Origin of the sequence: Syntrophotalea carbinolica DSM 2380 (assembly GCF_000012885.1) — a bacterium.
GTDB lineage: Bacteria > Desulfobacterota > Desulfuromonadia > Desulfuromonadales > Syntrophotaleaceae > Syntrophotalea > Syntrophotalea carbinolica.
Genome location: NC_007498.2, coordinates 1,122,753 through 1,137,516, shown reverse-complemented (window position 1 = coordinate 1,137,516; position 14,764 = coordinate 1,122,753). Strand labels below are relative to the sequence as shown.

Below are 14,764 nucleotides of genomic sequence, written 5' to 3'. Positions count from 1 at the left end.
ATGATCGAGCCGGTTCATCCCCGCATCTGCGGGGAACTCCAGCCAGGACACCGGCCCACCAGACGTATCAACGGTTCATCCCCGCATCTGCGGGGAACTCTGTTGTAACCACGTAGCGATTTTTTCAAGAGTCGGTTCATCCCCGCATCTGCGGGGAACTCTCGTCTTCCAGTGCTGCATTAAGAGCGGCGATCGGTTCATCCCCGCATCTGCGGGGAACTCTACTGCACCTCCTGTTGAACCTACTACTGTTACGGTTCATCCCCGCATCTGCGGGGAACTCTCCGGCCACTGGCGCTTCACCCACCGCACACTCGGTTCATCCCCGCATCTGCGGGGAACTCGTTGAAAAACTGAAAGGTCAAGGCGAGCCTCCCGGTTCATCCCCGCATCTGCGGGGAACTCGGATATCCGAGCGAAGCAACGCTGCACGAAACCGGTTCATCCCCGCATCTGCGGGGAACTCCCATCACCAGGATCACCGATAAGCGGCTCAAACGGTTCATCCCCGCATCTGCGGGGAACTCATGTATGACTTACAGTATGGTGACTTTAAGGGCGGTTCATCCCCGCATCTGCGGGGAACTCAAAAATTAAGAGAGCGTCCCTGAAACATCACACGGTTCATCCCCGCATCTGCGGGGAACTCTCCTTGAAACATTGCCCTCATGTGTAACCCTCCGGTTCATCCCCGCATCTGCGGGGAACTCGCACAGTCTTGGCATCGGTGGAAGTCAAGCGGCGGTTCATCCCCGCATCTGCGGGGAACTCCTTCCATGATTTGTTTTTTGTTATAACCATATCGGTTCATCCCCGCATCTGCGGGGAACTCTGGTGCTGGGTCAGTGGAAACAACTGCGCCAGCGGTTCATCCCCGCATCTGCGGGGAACTCGCCCGAAACAAAAAATTGATCCCATCTTCAACAGGTTCATCCCCGCATCTGCGGGGAACTCATTGTCACCCTATGATTTTTCGCAGAGATGCCCGGTTCATCCCCGCATCTGCGGGGAACTCAACAGGTCGAGCGTAAAGACTTTTCCATCCGCCGGTTCATCCCCGCATCTGCGGGGAACTCCTCTCAAACAACAACACCTGGTTGTCGTCTATCGGTTCATCCCCGCATCTGCGGGGAACTCCTGAGCTTTCCGCTTTTCGGCCAGCCCCAATCCGGTTCATCCCCGCATCTGCGGGGAACTCGTTTCAACCCCAAGATTGACGACATCAAAAAGCGGTTCATCCCCGCATCTGCGGGGAACTCAATAATGTTGGTAAGGAAAACGGCACGGCTGCCGGTTCATCCCCGCATCTGCGGGGAACTCCCGGGCAACGTCGGAAACGGCGTGTTGTCGTCCGGTTCATCCCCGCATCTGCGGGGAACTCGTGCTGGCGTATCAGTTCATCAAAATCCTCCCCGGTTCATCCCCGCATCTGCGGGGAACTCATCACCATTGTCAACCACGGATTCGGGATATACGGTTCATCCCCGCATCTGCGGGGAACTCACTGAACGATTTACAGGCGCGGCGTGATCGAGCGGTTCATCCCCGCATCTGCGGGGAACTCTTACGCTCACTTCAGCATCGGCATAGCCAAACCGGTTCATCCCCGCATCTGCGGGGAACTCTGGCCTTTTCTTTTTGTTGGAGTGTTCAACTTCGGTTCATCCCCGCATCTGCGGGGAACTCACAGCGAGCGCCAGCAGGTGGAGGATCTGTTCCGGTTCATCCCCGCATCTGCGGGGAACTCTGTTTCAGCGTGGACGGGGAGACGGTAATAACCGGTTCATCCCCGCATCTGCGGGGAACTCGACAACGCTGTTGACATCCTTGGCGAGTTCTCCGGTTCATCCCCGCATCTGCGGGGAACTCCTTGGTCAGGGCATTACAGAAGCACCGTACAACGGTTCATCCCCGCATCTGCGGGGAACTCGTATGGAGGTGGGGAATGAAAGACGATAGCACCGGTTCATCCCCGCATCTGCGGGGAACTCGTCAACGTGCATTTCCACATTTGCCGGGTGCTCGGTTCATCCCCGCATCTGCGGGGAACTCTATTGGGTGTTGCTCTTCTCCAATCATTTCCACGGTTCATCCCCGCATCTGCGGGGAACTCTAAATTTCCTACTTTTGTTGCCATCTATTTTCCGGTTCATCCCCGCATCTGCGGGGAACTCCGGTTAATCCATTCGGCTGTAACAGGCCCAACCGGTTCATCCCCGCATCTGCGGGGAACTCACGTAGAAGTTTGCCGCAACGAAATAAAGGCACGGTTCATCCCCGCATCTGCGGGGAACTCGCGTAAAGCTCGAAGACGAGATGGTCGAAAAACGGTTCATCCCCGCATCTGCGGGGAACTCACCTCGTATGTCAGGTTGTAGTTCTCGTCCATCGGTTCATCCCCGCATCTGCGGGGAACTCAAAAGGCGATTTACATGATGCTCGAAGCGATACGGTTCATCCCCGCATCTGCGGGGAACTCCGTAGTCACCGAGGAAATCAGGGCAAACAGGCCGGTTCATCCCCGCATCTGCGGGGAACTCATTTCATCGAGAAAATAACCACCCTTGGCAGGCGGTTCATCCCCGCATCTGCGGGGAACTCGCGATAAGGGAGGCAGCATGAGCAAAACAGAACGGTTCATCCCCGCATCTGCGGGGAACTCTTACAGCACATCGTTTCCGGTGCCGCTGCCGACGGTTCATCCCCGCATCTGCGGGGAACTCCCCACCTATTGAGCATGCCACGTCCTACCAAACGGTTCATCCCCGCATCTGCGGGGAACTCAACTTGACGCTTTCGGTTCCCCACTCGTAATGCGGTTCATCCCCGCATCTGCGGGGAACTCGCAAGCTTAACAAGCTCAGGGACACGCGGGAAAGGTTCATCCCCGCATCTGCGGGGAACTCTGTTTGTCGCCGGGTGTTCAACGACTGGCGGACTGGTTCATCCCCGCATCTGCGGGGAACTCACTATTTTTAAGCACATGAAAATATTAGGTTTTCAAAGACCGAAAAACTGCACCAAAAAATCTGATCAAAATTTATTCAAAATCCGGAGAGTATCCGGAAGAGATTTCCGGGAGAAACGACACCAATTTAATACCTTCCATTTCTTTGGGAATACGCCGATTCGCACCGAGGGTCACAAAATCGAAGCCGGATTCGGTATTGGTGCTCCAGACCATCACGGCATTGCCGTCATCTATCCCCTTTTCCACATTATCCCAAATCATATCTCGAATGCGCCGGGACACTTTGCCCACATAAACACCGGCCCGAACTTCGAGTAACCATAAAGCCAAGCGCCCTCGCAATCGAGGCGGGGCGTTTTCAACCACGATGACCAGCATCGCCTATCTCCTCCTTGTTTGGAATGGCTATGTCAACCGCCTCTTCATGAGCCTTCGGCACCTGCATCTCGCCCGCCGTCAACACCTGCTCGATGGTTGGAATGATGCGGTTTAATAGCCGCGTCTGACGAAACGCATCCCGACAGGCCAGCCGCACCTGTCGCTCGGGGTTGTGCGGTTTCTTGGCTGCAATCTTGAACGCCACCGGTACCACCGTTTCGAATTTGAAAATATCGGCAATGTCGTAAACAAAAGATTGCGGCTTGCCGGTATGGATAAAACCGACCGCCGGAGCATATCCGGCAGCCAGAATAGCCGCCTCGCAAATGCCATAGAGGCACGCTGTAGCGGAGGATAGACAGCGGTTTGGAACATCGCCGCTTCCCCATTCGGTATGGTCGTAGTTCCGTTTTTTCCAGGGCACCTTGTATTGCCGGGCAAGCAGATCGTACATCTTGCGCACCCGGGCCCCTTCGATGCCGCGAAGCTGCTCGACGCTGCGACGCTCAGGCGGTTTCTCCTTGAAACGCATCTCGTACATCTTGCGCACCACCTTGAGCCGGGCGGTATCATCCAATGCCAGTTTGGCCTGATAGAGCAACCGGTCAGCCCGCGCCCCGCCCGGTTGTCCGGCGGAATACAGTCGCACCCCGGCCTCGCCCACCCACACCAGCAGGCACCCGACCCGCGACGCCAACGTGGCCGCGGCATGGGAAACCCGCGTACCCGGCTCCAGCATCAGACAGGCCACCCCTCCAACCGGAATATGGGTCCGCACCCCGGTTTTATCGACAAGCACAAACGCCCCGTCAAGAACATCGAGCTGACCTTTTTCGACGAACAGCACGGAAAGCCGATCCTTGATCGGAATCGGCTTCAATTGCGGCAAAATAGGTTCCATTCAATCCCCCATTGACCCTCGCACCAACCATTGACAGACTGCGGGGTAAAACATATCGTCATACAAAAGGTAATACCCCAAGCCATGGTGGAAGGCAGAAAATGCCAAAAACAAAGATCGCCGTCACTCTTGTCGAAAAAACCTTGAGCGAGGTCGACCGCCTGGTGGCCGGCCATGTATTCCCCAGCCGCAGCCGCGTTATCGAAAAGGCCCTGCAGGAAAAGCTCTCGCGTATGTCCCACAACCGCTTGGCCCGGGAGTGCGCAAAACTCGACCCCGGGTTCGAAAAAGCCCTGGCCGAAGAACGCGTTGGAGAGGACCTGAGGGAATGGCCCGAATATTGAGAGGCGACATCCGCTGGGCCGACCTCAACCCGGTGCGCGGCAGCGAACAGGGCGGCTTACGACCGGCACTGATTATCAGTCAAAACGTTTTCAACGCCCGCTCCGGAACAGTCATCGTCCTGACCATCACCAGCCAACCCCAAAAGGCCGAATTTCCGCTCACCCTCGAACTCGCCGGTCCCGATGCACCCCAAAAGTCCTGGGTCAAAATCAGCCAAATCCGCACCCTCGCCATGGAACGCATCGGCAAAAACAGCTCGCCGAGGCCAGCCCCGAAGTGCTGGCAATGGTGGTGGAGGCACTGGGCGAGATTGTGGGTTGATGTTTACATCCGCCGTACCATCATCAATCCGCAACCAAAAGCTTTGGCTGGGCCAATGCCATTGAAAAGCATTGCCTGGAATAACTCCGAATTGTTCACTTGCAGCACTCCGTCAAAATCGACGGAACTGAATCCTGCGTCTCGACCCTTTTTCGGCATGGCGTGCCACCGATAACCTTCCGCTTGAAACTGCAATCTTTTACTCCCGTTCATGCCTTCATCATGAACAAGCTCGAAACCGTTTCGCACTCCTTTATCCTTTAGCCAGGATTCGAGGGCAAAATCAGAAGCAGCCCTTAATGCCCAGTCCATCAGTTGAACCGGCTCCATATGCGCATCTGCCAGCGATTCGAATCGTTCATTGGTCCGAATATCTTCCCGTAACCTTTCTGAACAGAAACGCTTTTCACCGTCTTTCCAGGCAGTGAGAATCCGATGGCGTAAAACCGATTTTTTTTGGCGTTGGACATCGAGAATGCCAAGGCAACTTGCGAGCTCCTCAAGCAAGCGCCGTTGGGCATTCATGACAACATCGTGACGTACGGAGTTTTTTTTGCCTGGCTTTTTCTTGGCAACGATGGGATTCGCCCGTAATTTAAAGGCGAATTGCTGGCCCTGGCTTATAACCGGTGCATATACTTTACTCTCTACCCGAAAAATGGGAGTTTCAGTTTGCGGATCATGCCTCGAAACGATGTAGAAAAGGGATTCCCCTTTAGTTCGTCTTTGGTTTTTCAACTGTTCCTTGGCAATTTCTTCCCGAAATAAAAAGCTGCGTTTCTCCTCTGCAGGGAAGAGATCCCATAACAGTTGATGCAACCCATAAGAGTTACTCGTCAACACCTGGCTCAGCTGAGATGATCGTTGAACTTCCGGTTGGAGTTGAACTCGTGAAAAATACATCAGCCCTCTCCCTTCCCGATACACAGGTTTTCCGCACGCTGAGAAAATTGCCAACGTCTCCGAGAGAAAGGCTGGTCATGGCGGGTTAATACCTGCTGCGCTTTCAGAGAGCTGTCTTCACCCTCCCAGTAATAACGGGTCTGGTATTCCACAGGTATCCATCGCTGTTCATCGTCGGGCTCTACCATCAAAGCTTTGAGTTCGGCTTCATCCAGAGCTTGTCCGAAACTGTCCCAATCGCTGACAACCGGATCAAGGGGAGCAGCCAAAGGACAGGATTTCCGCCCAAGGTAAAGAAGGAATGCCGGTTTCAACAATTTCTCTCGAATTGTTTCCAAAGTAAAAGGAGCATTTGCATTAGCCCTGACAGCGACCAAGGCCATAGAATCACACCGATATTCACGGCTGGAAAGGATCGTTCCGAGACGTGCTTTACCGCGTATCAGTTCTTCGCGACGGGTGCGATAAACCACCTTTCCTGCTGAATCCGGAACTTGTGTCGTATGATAGTCCCTTAGCAACGAACCGGTTCGCAATACTTTGACGGCAAATAGATACCCGGCAGCCAATGCAGCCTGTTGCTCCTCTTCATCACGCCGAATGCCAAGCGCCGCAGCCAACAATCCCAACAACGCCGACTTGCTGGGATAAACCGCGGAGTGGCGCGATTCGCCAACGGCAATCTCTCCCCAGGCCGCAAGCGGCCCATAGAGGCGAAAGACCAAATGTTTCATTCATGCCTCCTCAACAGGTGACGAAATCAAGTAACTCGGCCATTGCCCCATCACCTTTCAGGGCATTGATCGCATAGAGTTCATCCGCACAATCGCCATATACTTTGTTCATGTTTTGGCGATGTGCTTCCAGTGCCTCAACGGCAGCGGTGCCAAAATCCTGGTCATCACGATAAAGCGTCCTGTTGTCGATAGGCTTCAGAAAAGCCACCGAAAGGGAACGGGGTTGCTGCTCACCTTTTTCCGCCAGCACATAACTTGCATACGCGCGGCTGGCAAAACTGTTTTGCTTGCCGTTGGGGGGCACTTTGACGGCAGCTTCGGTCAGTGCAGCGATGGCCCGTTGCGCCAGGTCTTCATCACCACCCAGGTTTTCCGCCAGCAGGTCACGGTTGATGCAGATGTATGAGTAAAACAACCCCGCCGCGAAACCTGTTTCGCCAATGTGCGCGGCACCGGCATCCTCACTGCCATCGTTCAAATCATCGACTGCCGTAAAATAATCGTCTTCGATAACAATCGGATGCACGCTGATCGCATGTGCAACCTGACAGGCTGCCTCGACATTAAAAGCGGGACTTGAGGCCAGCATCCTGCCGAAAAGCGCGATGTCCACCGACGTCATTTTCTGACGCAGCAAATTCAGCTCTTCCGGTTGCGGGCCTTCCTTTCTTTCCGCAATGCTATTTGTCAGGTCCAGAACAGCTTGTTCTTCTTCCAGATCGAAAAACGCCAACTGCTCAATTTCAACTTCAACCAACTCTTTTTCGCGACGCTCTTCGGTAGCAAGTTTTTTCAGGGCCGTTTTTTCTTTATCTGTCAACTTCTTTAGCTTCCCAAAAACTCCGGCAATAGCCCCGGCCCAGGACAGAGCATCTTTATGCCCAATCCCCTTTTCCACCAAACGCTCATAAACCTTCCTACCCATCTCTTTGGTTCGCGTACCTAAACCATTTTTCACAGTCTTTCCAAACAAATCCGAAGTCCTCCAGGCACGTTTCAAGCTTTGCGAAGAAACCCGCAAACGATCCACTCCGCCCATTTTTGCGGTTTTTGGCCGGCCCAGATCATCGCGGTTGAGGTTTGCCGGAGGATATGAGGTGAGAAGATGCAGTTGAATAAAACGACTCATGATGATGTCTCCTTGATTTTAAATTTTCACATTATTTAGAAGTGTAATAATCGCTTGCCCAACGTACGGCCAGCCGGTCAAGCGGCTTCAAGCTGATTCCGTAACGATATTCATTCATCCATCGGCGAATACTGTCAGCCAGTGAAATAATGTTCACGTGGCTATCCGCCAGTTTGACTGCACGAATCAAACGCCGAAAAAATTCGTCCGGCGTCCGGCTCTTCTGTAGCTGCTGAAAGCGCATTTCGCTCATGCAGGGTCTATCGGTCCCCGGCTTTGGTGAAGCAAGTTGGGCGGCAAAAGATTTTTTATCCTTATCCTTTTTATCCTTATCCTCGTCCTTTTTTACATGGGCCAGAACCGCCGCAACCATAGCGGCAATCGGCAGATTCCATGGCCTTGCCCAACTTTCCGGCATCTGCCGTAAAAAATTAAAAAACGGCTCGGTCAGCACTACGTCATCCGGTGTTTCGGCTCGCCGCAATCGAGCACGGTCGCCACGATTGTCGTCGAGCCAGCAAAACCAGGCTCGCAACTTTTGTTTTGCCTCTTCCGACCAAAACTCCTGTTCTCTCACTTTATGGCCTCCTCTCTATAGGGAAGATTTATTGAGCAGAGTTTTCATTGCCTTACTTGTGCGCAGTTTCTTTGCCAACTCTTTACGGGCACCGATAATCCGTTTCATATCAGCATCTTCGACTGGAGATTCCAACGCCCAGGAATCAAACAGGTCGAGCGCCAGATTTCGAATGGTTTTTGCCCAGAATGCGTATATTTCCGGGGGAACTTGACGTTGGTCGCCGGGAAGATCGGAAAAACGTTTCAACAAGGCATAGAAATCGTTCTCACTCTGTTGCCAAAATTCCAACACAACAGCATTCATGTCGCCTTTAACGTCTTTGGCTCGTTTAAACCAGGCTTCTTTGAGCTGACTTCGCAAAAATCCTGAAACATCCGTTGCGGCATCGACCAACTCCTTCACCCAATGCAACAGATTGTCCCTTTGCGCGGCATCAAGTTTGAGAAGGGGCATTTCATGGTCATACCAGCAACGTGCCTTCATGTTGTCCATGTCGTAGCCAAAGCACCACAGCCTGGCAAGCGATTCTCCCGTCAAGCTGTGAACCCTTTCTTCCATATAGGCTTTAACAACTTTTGCCGAGCAATCGCCGGACGACTGATCCGTCATGGTCACCCCAAGCCAATGCCGATACCCCAAGCCGCCTTGTTGCCCCTTCAAAGATAAAGGAGGTTTTTCCTTCTTAGGGTCGAAACGGTAAGGTGTCAGCGGGTGTACCCATGCACCTTCATAATTCGTCCCGTAATTTTGTGTCCGATATTTTTCGACAAAGGATGTAGCGTTTTCGCCACATAAATCACAACGGCTCTCTTCGGCATCAAGAAAATCCAGACGGATACGTCGCGGCATCCCCCAGTACACCTGCAGAGAATCAACATCCTCCGGCGTTGTGTTCTTACCGCCTTTGTCAGAGATGCGCGTCGGTCCCATCCAGGGAAAAATGCCCGGGCCCAGTTCGATGTCGGTCGTTTCAAACCAGTCTCTATCCAAAACATTAAGCCAAAGCTTTTTCCAAAGGGATTCCTTAGCACCAGGCATCACCAAGGTGGTCAGCGGCCCGCCACCACGCAGTCCCACCCGATGACCAACCCCGCCTGAAGGCGCATTGATTTGAAGGGTGAACAAGGCCGTGGCTACACAGGAGGGACAAACCCTTCTAATCGCACCACCTTTAACAAAATGGTCGAGATTGTCTTTGATCGTTTTCCCACCGGGAGATTCAATCAACAAACCCGCGATGTTTTTTATCTCACCAGCTTTCAAATCGAAGTCCTGTAAAAAAGACGAGTCGACTGGCTTATCCAGCTCAAATGCAGAGGCCACCTTTTCAAAAGTTTTTTTCAATTCTTCAACCGTCGGCATTTCTTCCCAATATTCCAGCCACTCATCGTGATCTTCCGGCGTGAAACAGGTCTGCAACAGACCGATCAGAAACTGATAGAGCGCACCTTGGAAATCGGGACGTGGAGCGATGATCTCCAAAACGGGATTGTACGGTTCAACCATTTGCCAAGGAGCGATTTTATCCGGACCCTGCTCCCGCAGAACCGGCAACCAAGCGTCTTCAATCAGATTCATCTGTCATCTCCTTTTTTCGAGCTCCAGCCCTTAGCTTTGTCGTAACAAGGCAATAATTCATCGACCAACGGCAGCACTTCGATCCACTTAAGGGCTTTTTCTCTTTCCCTTAGCTCATCGATATGGGGCTGCCACTGGCGTGGAATGCTTTTTTGCACCTGCTCCCATTCCCCTTTCGGTAAACTGAGCGTACTCATATCCCATGGAAACCTTTCGGTATGCGCATAAGGCAGCAGTTCCACACCCTTTTTAACAACCAGGGCGACATCTACCGTCTGTTCGGAAAGCCGGGTGGGGATATTGGTATCCTCATCCCAGCCGCCACTATCCTCGGCACTGCGTCTTGAATACCCTTTCGACAGGTCCAGACGGTTTAAACGAGCGATGCCGCGTTTGCCCCCGGCATCTCCTTCCGCGTCCCAGGATAGATCAAGCAATGCCTCAGGAATGTAATCTTGAGCCTCGTCCCCAAAGACTTCCTCAATCAATATCCTGGAATTTTTTGTGGGCTCTATAACCTGTTCTTTCAGCAAAATCTTTTGCGTCAACCAAAGCTGTCCGACATGCCGATAAACCGCTTGTGTTCCTGGCAGCACATTTTTCAACCATGTTGCTTCCGGTGTGTCACTCGGTTCGGGAGCCAGGATGTAAAACACAGGGGGTTCGCGCCGGTCCGTCGCCCCTTTTTCACGAGTCCTGTTGCCGAATTCATCCCGGATATGACGATGTTCGCGACCGGCACGCTGAATTAACAGATCGATCGGGGCAAGGTCGGAAATCAGCACATCAAAATCCAGATCGAGGGATTGTTCGACAACCTGGGTGGCGACAAGCACTCGGCCACGACGTATTTCCGCATCGGAGTTATCCCCAAAAAACTCCAGGGTTTGAATTTCGATGCGCTGTCTGTCGATCATGGCAAAGCGGCTATGAAACAACGAAAGTCGCCCCGTTTTGATCCAACCACATCCCACCAGCGCGTCGTACGCCTTGCGGGCATCGCCAACCGTGTTGCGTATCCAACAAACACAATGTCCCTGTTCTACTTGCTTGCGAATAAGGTCAAGAACTTCCCCCTCGTTGTGCAACCAATCGATTGCGGTAGAGCGTGCAACATCCTGGCGCGTTGCAATCTTTTCCTCGGAAAAGACATGCGACGCAACATGCGTTACCAGCGGATACTCAGCCTCCAACGACAGAGCGGGGGCCTCACCACCAGAGCCAGAACAAAAAGCCTGGACATACTGTTCCCTCATTTTATGAGGCAAGGTCGCGGAAAGCAGGATGGCACTGCCTCCATTGGCCGCATGGGCTTGCAATAGAGTCTGCAACAATAAATTCATATAGGGGTCGTAAGCATGGACTTCATCAACAAGCAGAATTTTTCGGGAAAGCCCCAAGAGCCGAAGGGATTGATGCCTGGCGGGCAAAATGCCTAGCAACGCCTGGTCGAGCGTACCGACACCAACTTCGGCAAGCAGAGCTTTTTTACGGCTGTCGGCCAACCAGGCATGGCAATATGCCTCGCCGCTTAACTCATTCTTTTCGTACTCCGCATTTCCCCCAGCATTGTCCGGCAGGCCGACGGAATTACGAAAGGCATCCGACAAATGTCGCGCTCCGTGCGCCAATACCAGAGAGGGCTTCTGCTCCGCGGAGAAGAGACGCTGGTAGGCTTTCCCCAGACGAAGATACATGGCATTGGCCGTCGCCATCGTCGGCATGCCCGCATAGATGCCGTCCGCTGCATCGGCATTGAGCAAACGGTGGCAAAGAGTCACAGCCGCTTCGGTTTTTCCGGCACCGGTCACGTCCTCCAATATAAAAAGCTGGGGTCGGTCATTGACGACAATGGAAGTTGCCCAAGCCTGCAAAGGAGTAGGTTGTTCGATGAAAGGAAACAGATGGTTAATGCCTGCAAAAGACGAGCAACATGCGGGGGTAAGATTTATGGTGGCAAGAATTTGTTCTGCTTGAGGCAAAGCCTTTTGAAACCAATATTCAGACAAAGGGATTTCGCTCGAACAATACTGGTCAGCAGGCACGCTGGAGCCAATCCAGTCCGCCAATACCGTTATCCCAGCCAGAAACCATGAACATTGTTGTAATCGATTTTTAAATTTTTTATCCGTCAGGATGGACAAATCAATATCGTGAAGAAATAGTAGCGAAACCGATCGGCAAAAACTCTTTGCGGCCAATTCGTCATTTTCGGTAAAATATTCCTGATGCCGATTCAAAACATCTTTAGGGGGAATTCCGTGATGGCCGGTAACAATCTTTAGCCAAGGTTCAAAGGCTCGAAGTTGGCTGGGTGACACATCCTGTTCGTTTCCCAACCCGGAAGCACTCCAGAGAGGACTGATAACTTTCCTCCAAAGGAGAAATCCCAAACTGTCGTGCCGCTCGTTATAGGACATGCCCTGGACATTAGGGACAAGCTGTTCGGAAAGGTTCGGCTTAATCCCCTGAAATGCTGTCGCGAACTTGCCGATGTCATGCAAAGCCAGCAAAAAAACGAACCACTTCCGAAGCCATTTAGGCAGGACCCCCAATGTCAAACGGAGCCACTTCGTTAACGGTCTGCCTGGTGCGAGAAGCAGCCACCCTACCGCCGCCACATCCAAACAGTGGTACGGCAGCAGATGATATCTACCGTTATCTGCCGTTTTGCCCCAATATCTAAAAAAGGAGTTTTCTTTATCAATCATTTACTACTCCGAATACATCCAATGGTATATTTTCACACCCTACCACCCAACCCCGGACATCTAACGTCATATGTCTGAATAAAACTTCACTCCCCGCCATAAACCTTCACCATCCGTCCGATCTCCCCGAGAATCTCATCCCGCAGCCCCTCGGGAGCGAGCACCTCGACGTCCGCCCCGTACTGCAATATCCGCAACTTGACCTCGCGAAAATCGGTGACGACGAAGCGCAGGATCAGCGAACCGTCGGCCTGTTCTTCCATGATCTGTTTCGGATGCCAGATCTCGTGACGCAGCCAGCGGGCACGATAGGCATTGAACCGGAGCACGACTTCCTGCGGATGGCCGCTCTGGAAAATTCCGAAAGCGCCGGCGAGGTGATCCTGCCAATAACCGGGAGGAGGCGGAGTAAAGGGGATATCGGTCAGACGCACTTGAGACATGCGCCCCAGAAAGAATTTGCGCCAGTCGCACCGTTCTGTACACCGGGCGAGCAGGATCCAGCTACCCATGTAATGCTGCAGGTGAACCGGTTCGACCAGACGCAGGGTGGTTCGGTTTTGGGACGGAGAGAAATAATAAAAGGTGAGCTGACGGCTGTGAATCAGGGCTTCTGCGACCTGACGAAAGATCTCACCTTCGGCCGGGGTGTAGCCATGCCAGATGGCGGAGAAAGCGGTATCGATTTTCTTTTCATCCAGACCGAAGGCGCCGGTGGCGGCAAACAGCTTACGACCGAAAGACTGGATGGAACGGCTGATCACACCGTCGGCACTGTCAGCCAGCAGATTCCTCGCCAACAGAATGGCCAGCAGCTCGTTCTGGGTACACCGGGATGACGGCAGAGTAAAACTCTGATCGGTATAGAAATAGCCTTTACGATGCGCATCGTATTCGAGGGGTGCGGCAAGGCGATCCCGCATAAAATCAATGGTGCGCTGAGCGGTTTTGGTGCAGATCTCGAAATGATGGGCTAAGGTACTGGCATTGGGAAAACGACCGTTTCGTACTTGACAGTCAAACCAGCAGTAACGCTCGAACTTGAGGTGTTCGGCCACAGGTAGTTCTCCTCTGTGGCTCGGAACGCAGGGAGGCGTACCGGGTCACTTCTTAATGAAAAAACCAATGAGTTTCAACATAGAAAACTACCAGACAATGATATCTTTTACAATAAATGGAACATTAAATGTGACAATCTGATGCAGAAGACAGGGGGCAAACTACGCATGGAGTCAATTCCGAAAATTGCCGTTCAACTGGATAAAGGCTTCCTCGGCAACAATGGTACAATCTGAGAAAACACCTTTAATTTCAAACCTTTTTATGTTAATTAACAAGATCTCGACGAAAAAGACCATCCTTACAAAATAAAAATTCCAGAAAGATCCCGGTATGTCTCACTGGAACCAACATGCCCGGCAATGGCGAAAAATCGGTCCTCCGTTGCGACCACAAGCGGAAGATCTTGATTTTTTGACACACAGCATTGTAAATCAGCCGCGTTTCACCCAAAAACCTCCCGACATATTGTTACTTGGCGTTACGCCGGAAATAACCGGCCTGCCATGGCCACCGGGAAGTCGGTTACTGGCCGTAGATCAGAGTGAGGCCATGATCCGTGAAGTCTGGTCCCCCCATCCGACCATATTATCCAACGCTGTCCGGGGTAAGTGGTGTCAACTGCCTACCGACAACCATTCCTTCGATTTAATCGTCGGCGACGGCTGCATGACCCTGATGGATGCCGAGCAGGGAATGCTTCGGTTCATTTCGGAACTCCGGAGGGTGCTGCGCCCGGGGGGACATCTGGCACTGCGACTTTTCGTTCGACCCGACGTGCCGGAATCGCCAGGCCAGGTCTTTACAGAACTGGAACAAAACCGCATCGGCAATTTTCATATCTTTAAATGGCGGCTACTTATGGCCCTGCACGGCACCCTGCAGGAAGGCGTGACCGTATCACAGGCCCCGGACTGTTGGCGACAATTCGTTGCTGATGACGACCGGATCAGCATTTGCACCGGCTGGGAAAAAACAACCATCGTCACCTTGGAGGCCTACCGCAATTCAACAGCACGCTATTACTTCCCGACCCTCGGCGAAGCCCGCGCCATACTGAGCCGATACCTGATCGAAGAACGGATTTGCACACCATCCTATGAACTCGGTGACCGCTGCCCAACGGTCATCTACCGTTGTCCATAAAATTT

At 52.7% G+C, this 14,764-nt stretch carries 11 protein-coding genes, 1 pseudogene and 1 CRISPR repeat array (1 of these 13 running past the window's edge); of the genes and pseudogenes, 3 read left to right on the top strand and 9 right to left on the bottom strand.

Going from position 1 to position 14,764, the window contains the following annotated elements; genetic code table 11:
- A CRISPR array of direct repeats spans positions 1 to 2,968; the repeat unit is 29 nt; unit sequence CGGTTCATCCCCGCATCTGCGGGGAACTC; it reaches 3,832 nt to the left of the window's first position.
- Between the two features lie 72 nt (positions 2,969 to 3,040).
- Both cas2e and cas1e read right to left on the bottom strand, forming a co-directional pair.
- On the bottom strand, positions 3,041 to 3,349 hold the full coding sequence (cas2e, locus tag PCAR_RS05645) for a type I-E CRISPR-associated endoribonuclease Cas2e (RefSeq protein ID WP_011340689.1): 309 nt from the start codon (positions 3,347 to 3,349) through the stop codon (positions 3,041 to 3,043).
- Positions 3,330 to 4,250, bottom strand: a complete 921-nt coding sequence (gene cas1e / locus PCAR_RS05640) for a type I-E CRISPR-associated endonuclease Cas1e (protein WP_011340688.1) — start codon at positions 4,248 to 4,250, stop codon at positions 3,330 to 3,332. The genes cas2e and cas1e overlap by 20 nt, the downstream gene beginning before the upstream one ends.
- A 101-nt stretch (positions 4,251 to 4,351) precedes the next feature.
- On the opposite strand from cas1e, the gene PCAR_RS05635 reads away from it, so the two are divergent.
- Together PCAR_RS05635 and PCAR_RS19220 are read left to right on the top strand one after the other, a co-directional pair.
- Entirely contained in the window at positions 4,352 to 4,594 is a 243-nt protein-coding gene (locus PCAR_RS05635; protein ID WP_011340687.1) for a ribbon-helix-helix domain-containing protein, read from the top strand.
- A pseudogene (locus PCAR_RS19220) lies at positions 4,579 to 4,916 on the top strand (type II toxin-antitoxin system PemK/MazF family toxin). Before PCAR_RS05635 ends, PCAR_RS19220 begins: the two are co-directional and overlap by 16 nt.
- Positions 4,917 to 4,919: 3 nt before the next feature.
- On the opposite strand, the gene cas6e reads toward PCAR_RS19220, so the two are convergent.
- The 7 genes from cas6e to PCAR_RS05600 all read right to left on the bottom strand — a co-directional run bounded on the left by cas6e (position 4,920) and on the right by PCAR_RS05600 (position 13,612).
- On the bottom strand, positions 4,920 to 5,819 hold the full coding sequence (cas6e, locus tag PCAR_RS05630) for a type I-E CRISPR-associated protein Cas6/Cse3/CasE (protein WP_011340685.1): 900 nt from the start codon (positions 5,817 to 5,819) through the stop codon (positions 4,920 to 4,922).
- Positions 5,819 to 6,553: a type I-E CRISPR-associated protein Cas5/CasD gene (gene cas5e, locus PCAR_RS05625; RefSeq protein ID WP_011340684.1), complete on the bottom strand. Its 735-nt coding sequence runs from the start codon at positions 6,551 to 6,553 to the stop codon at positions 5,819 to 5,821. Before cas5e ends, cas6e begins: the two co-directional genes overlap by 1 nt.
- 10 nt (positions 6,554 to 6,563) lie before the next feature.
- Positions 6,564 to 7,685, bottom strand: coding sequence for a type I-E CRISPR-associated protein Cas7/Cse4/CasC (cas7e, locus tag PCAR_RS05620; protein WP_011340683.1), 1,122 nt, complete (start codon positions 7,683 to 7,685; stop codon positions 6,564 to 6,566).
- A gap of 31 nt (positions 7,686 to 7,716) precedes the next feature.
- Positions 7,717 to 8,262 carry a type I-E CRISPR-associated protein Cse2/CasB gene (casB, locus tag PCAR_RS05615; RefSeq protein ID WP_011340682.1) on the bottom strand — a complete coding sequence of 182 codons (546 nt, stop codon included), beginning with the start codon at positions 8,260 to 8,262 and terminating at the stop codon, positions 7,717 to 7,719.
- 15 nt (positions 8,263 to 8,277) lie between these two features.
- Positions 8,278 to 9,843 carry a type I-E CRISPR-associated protein Cse1/CasA gene (gene casA / locus PCAR_RS05610; protein WP_011340681.1) on the bottom strand — a complete coding sequence of 522 codons (1,566 nt, stop codon included), beginning with the start codon at positions 9,841 to 9,843 and terminating at the stop codon, positions 8,278 to 8,280.
- Positions 9,840 to 12,554: a CRISPR-associated helicase/endonuclease Cas3 gene (locus PCAR_RS05605; RefSeq protein ID WP_011340680.1), complete on the bottom strand. Its 2,715-nt coding sequence runs from the start codon at positions 12,552 to 12,554 to the stop codon at positions 9,840 to 9,842. Before PCAR_RS05605 ends, casA begins: the two co-directional genes overlap by 4 nt.
- An 86-nt stretch (positions 12,555 to 12,640) precedes the next feature.
- Positions 12,641 to 13,612 (bottom strand): helix-turn-helix transcriptional regulator, encoded by a 972-nt coding sequence (locus PCAR_RS05600; protein ID WP_011340679.1) that lies wholly within the window; start codon positions 13,610 to 13,612, stop codon positions 12,641 to 12,643.
- A gap of 334 nt (positions 13,613 to 13,946) precedes the next feature.
- Between PCAR_RS05600 and PCAR_RS05590 the strand changes: the two genes are divergently transcribed.
- Positions 13,947 to 14,759, top strand: coding sequence for a class I SAM-dependent methyltransferase (locus PCAR_RS05590; protein WP_011340678.1), 813 nt, complete (start codon positions 13,947 to 13,949; stop codon positions 14,757 to 14,759).
- Positions 14,760 to 14,764 lie beyond the last annotated feature (5 nt).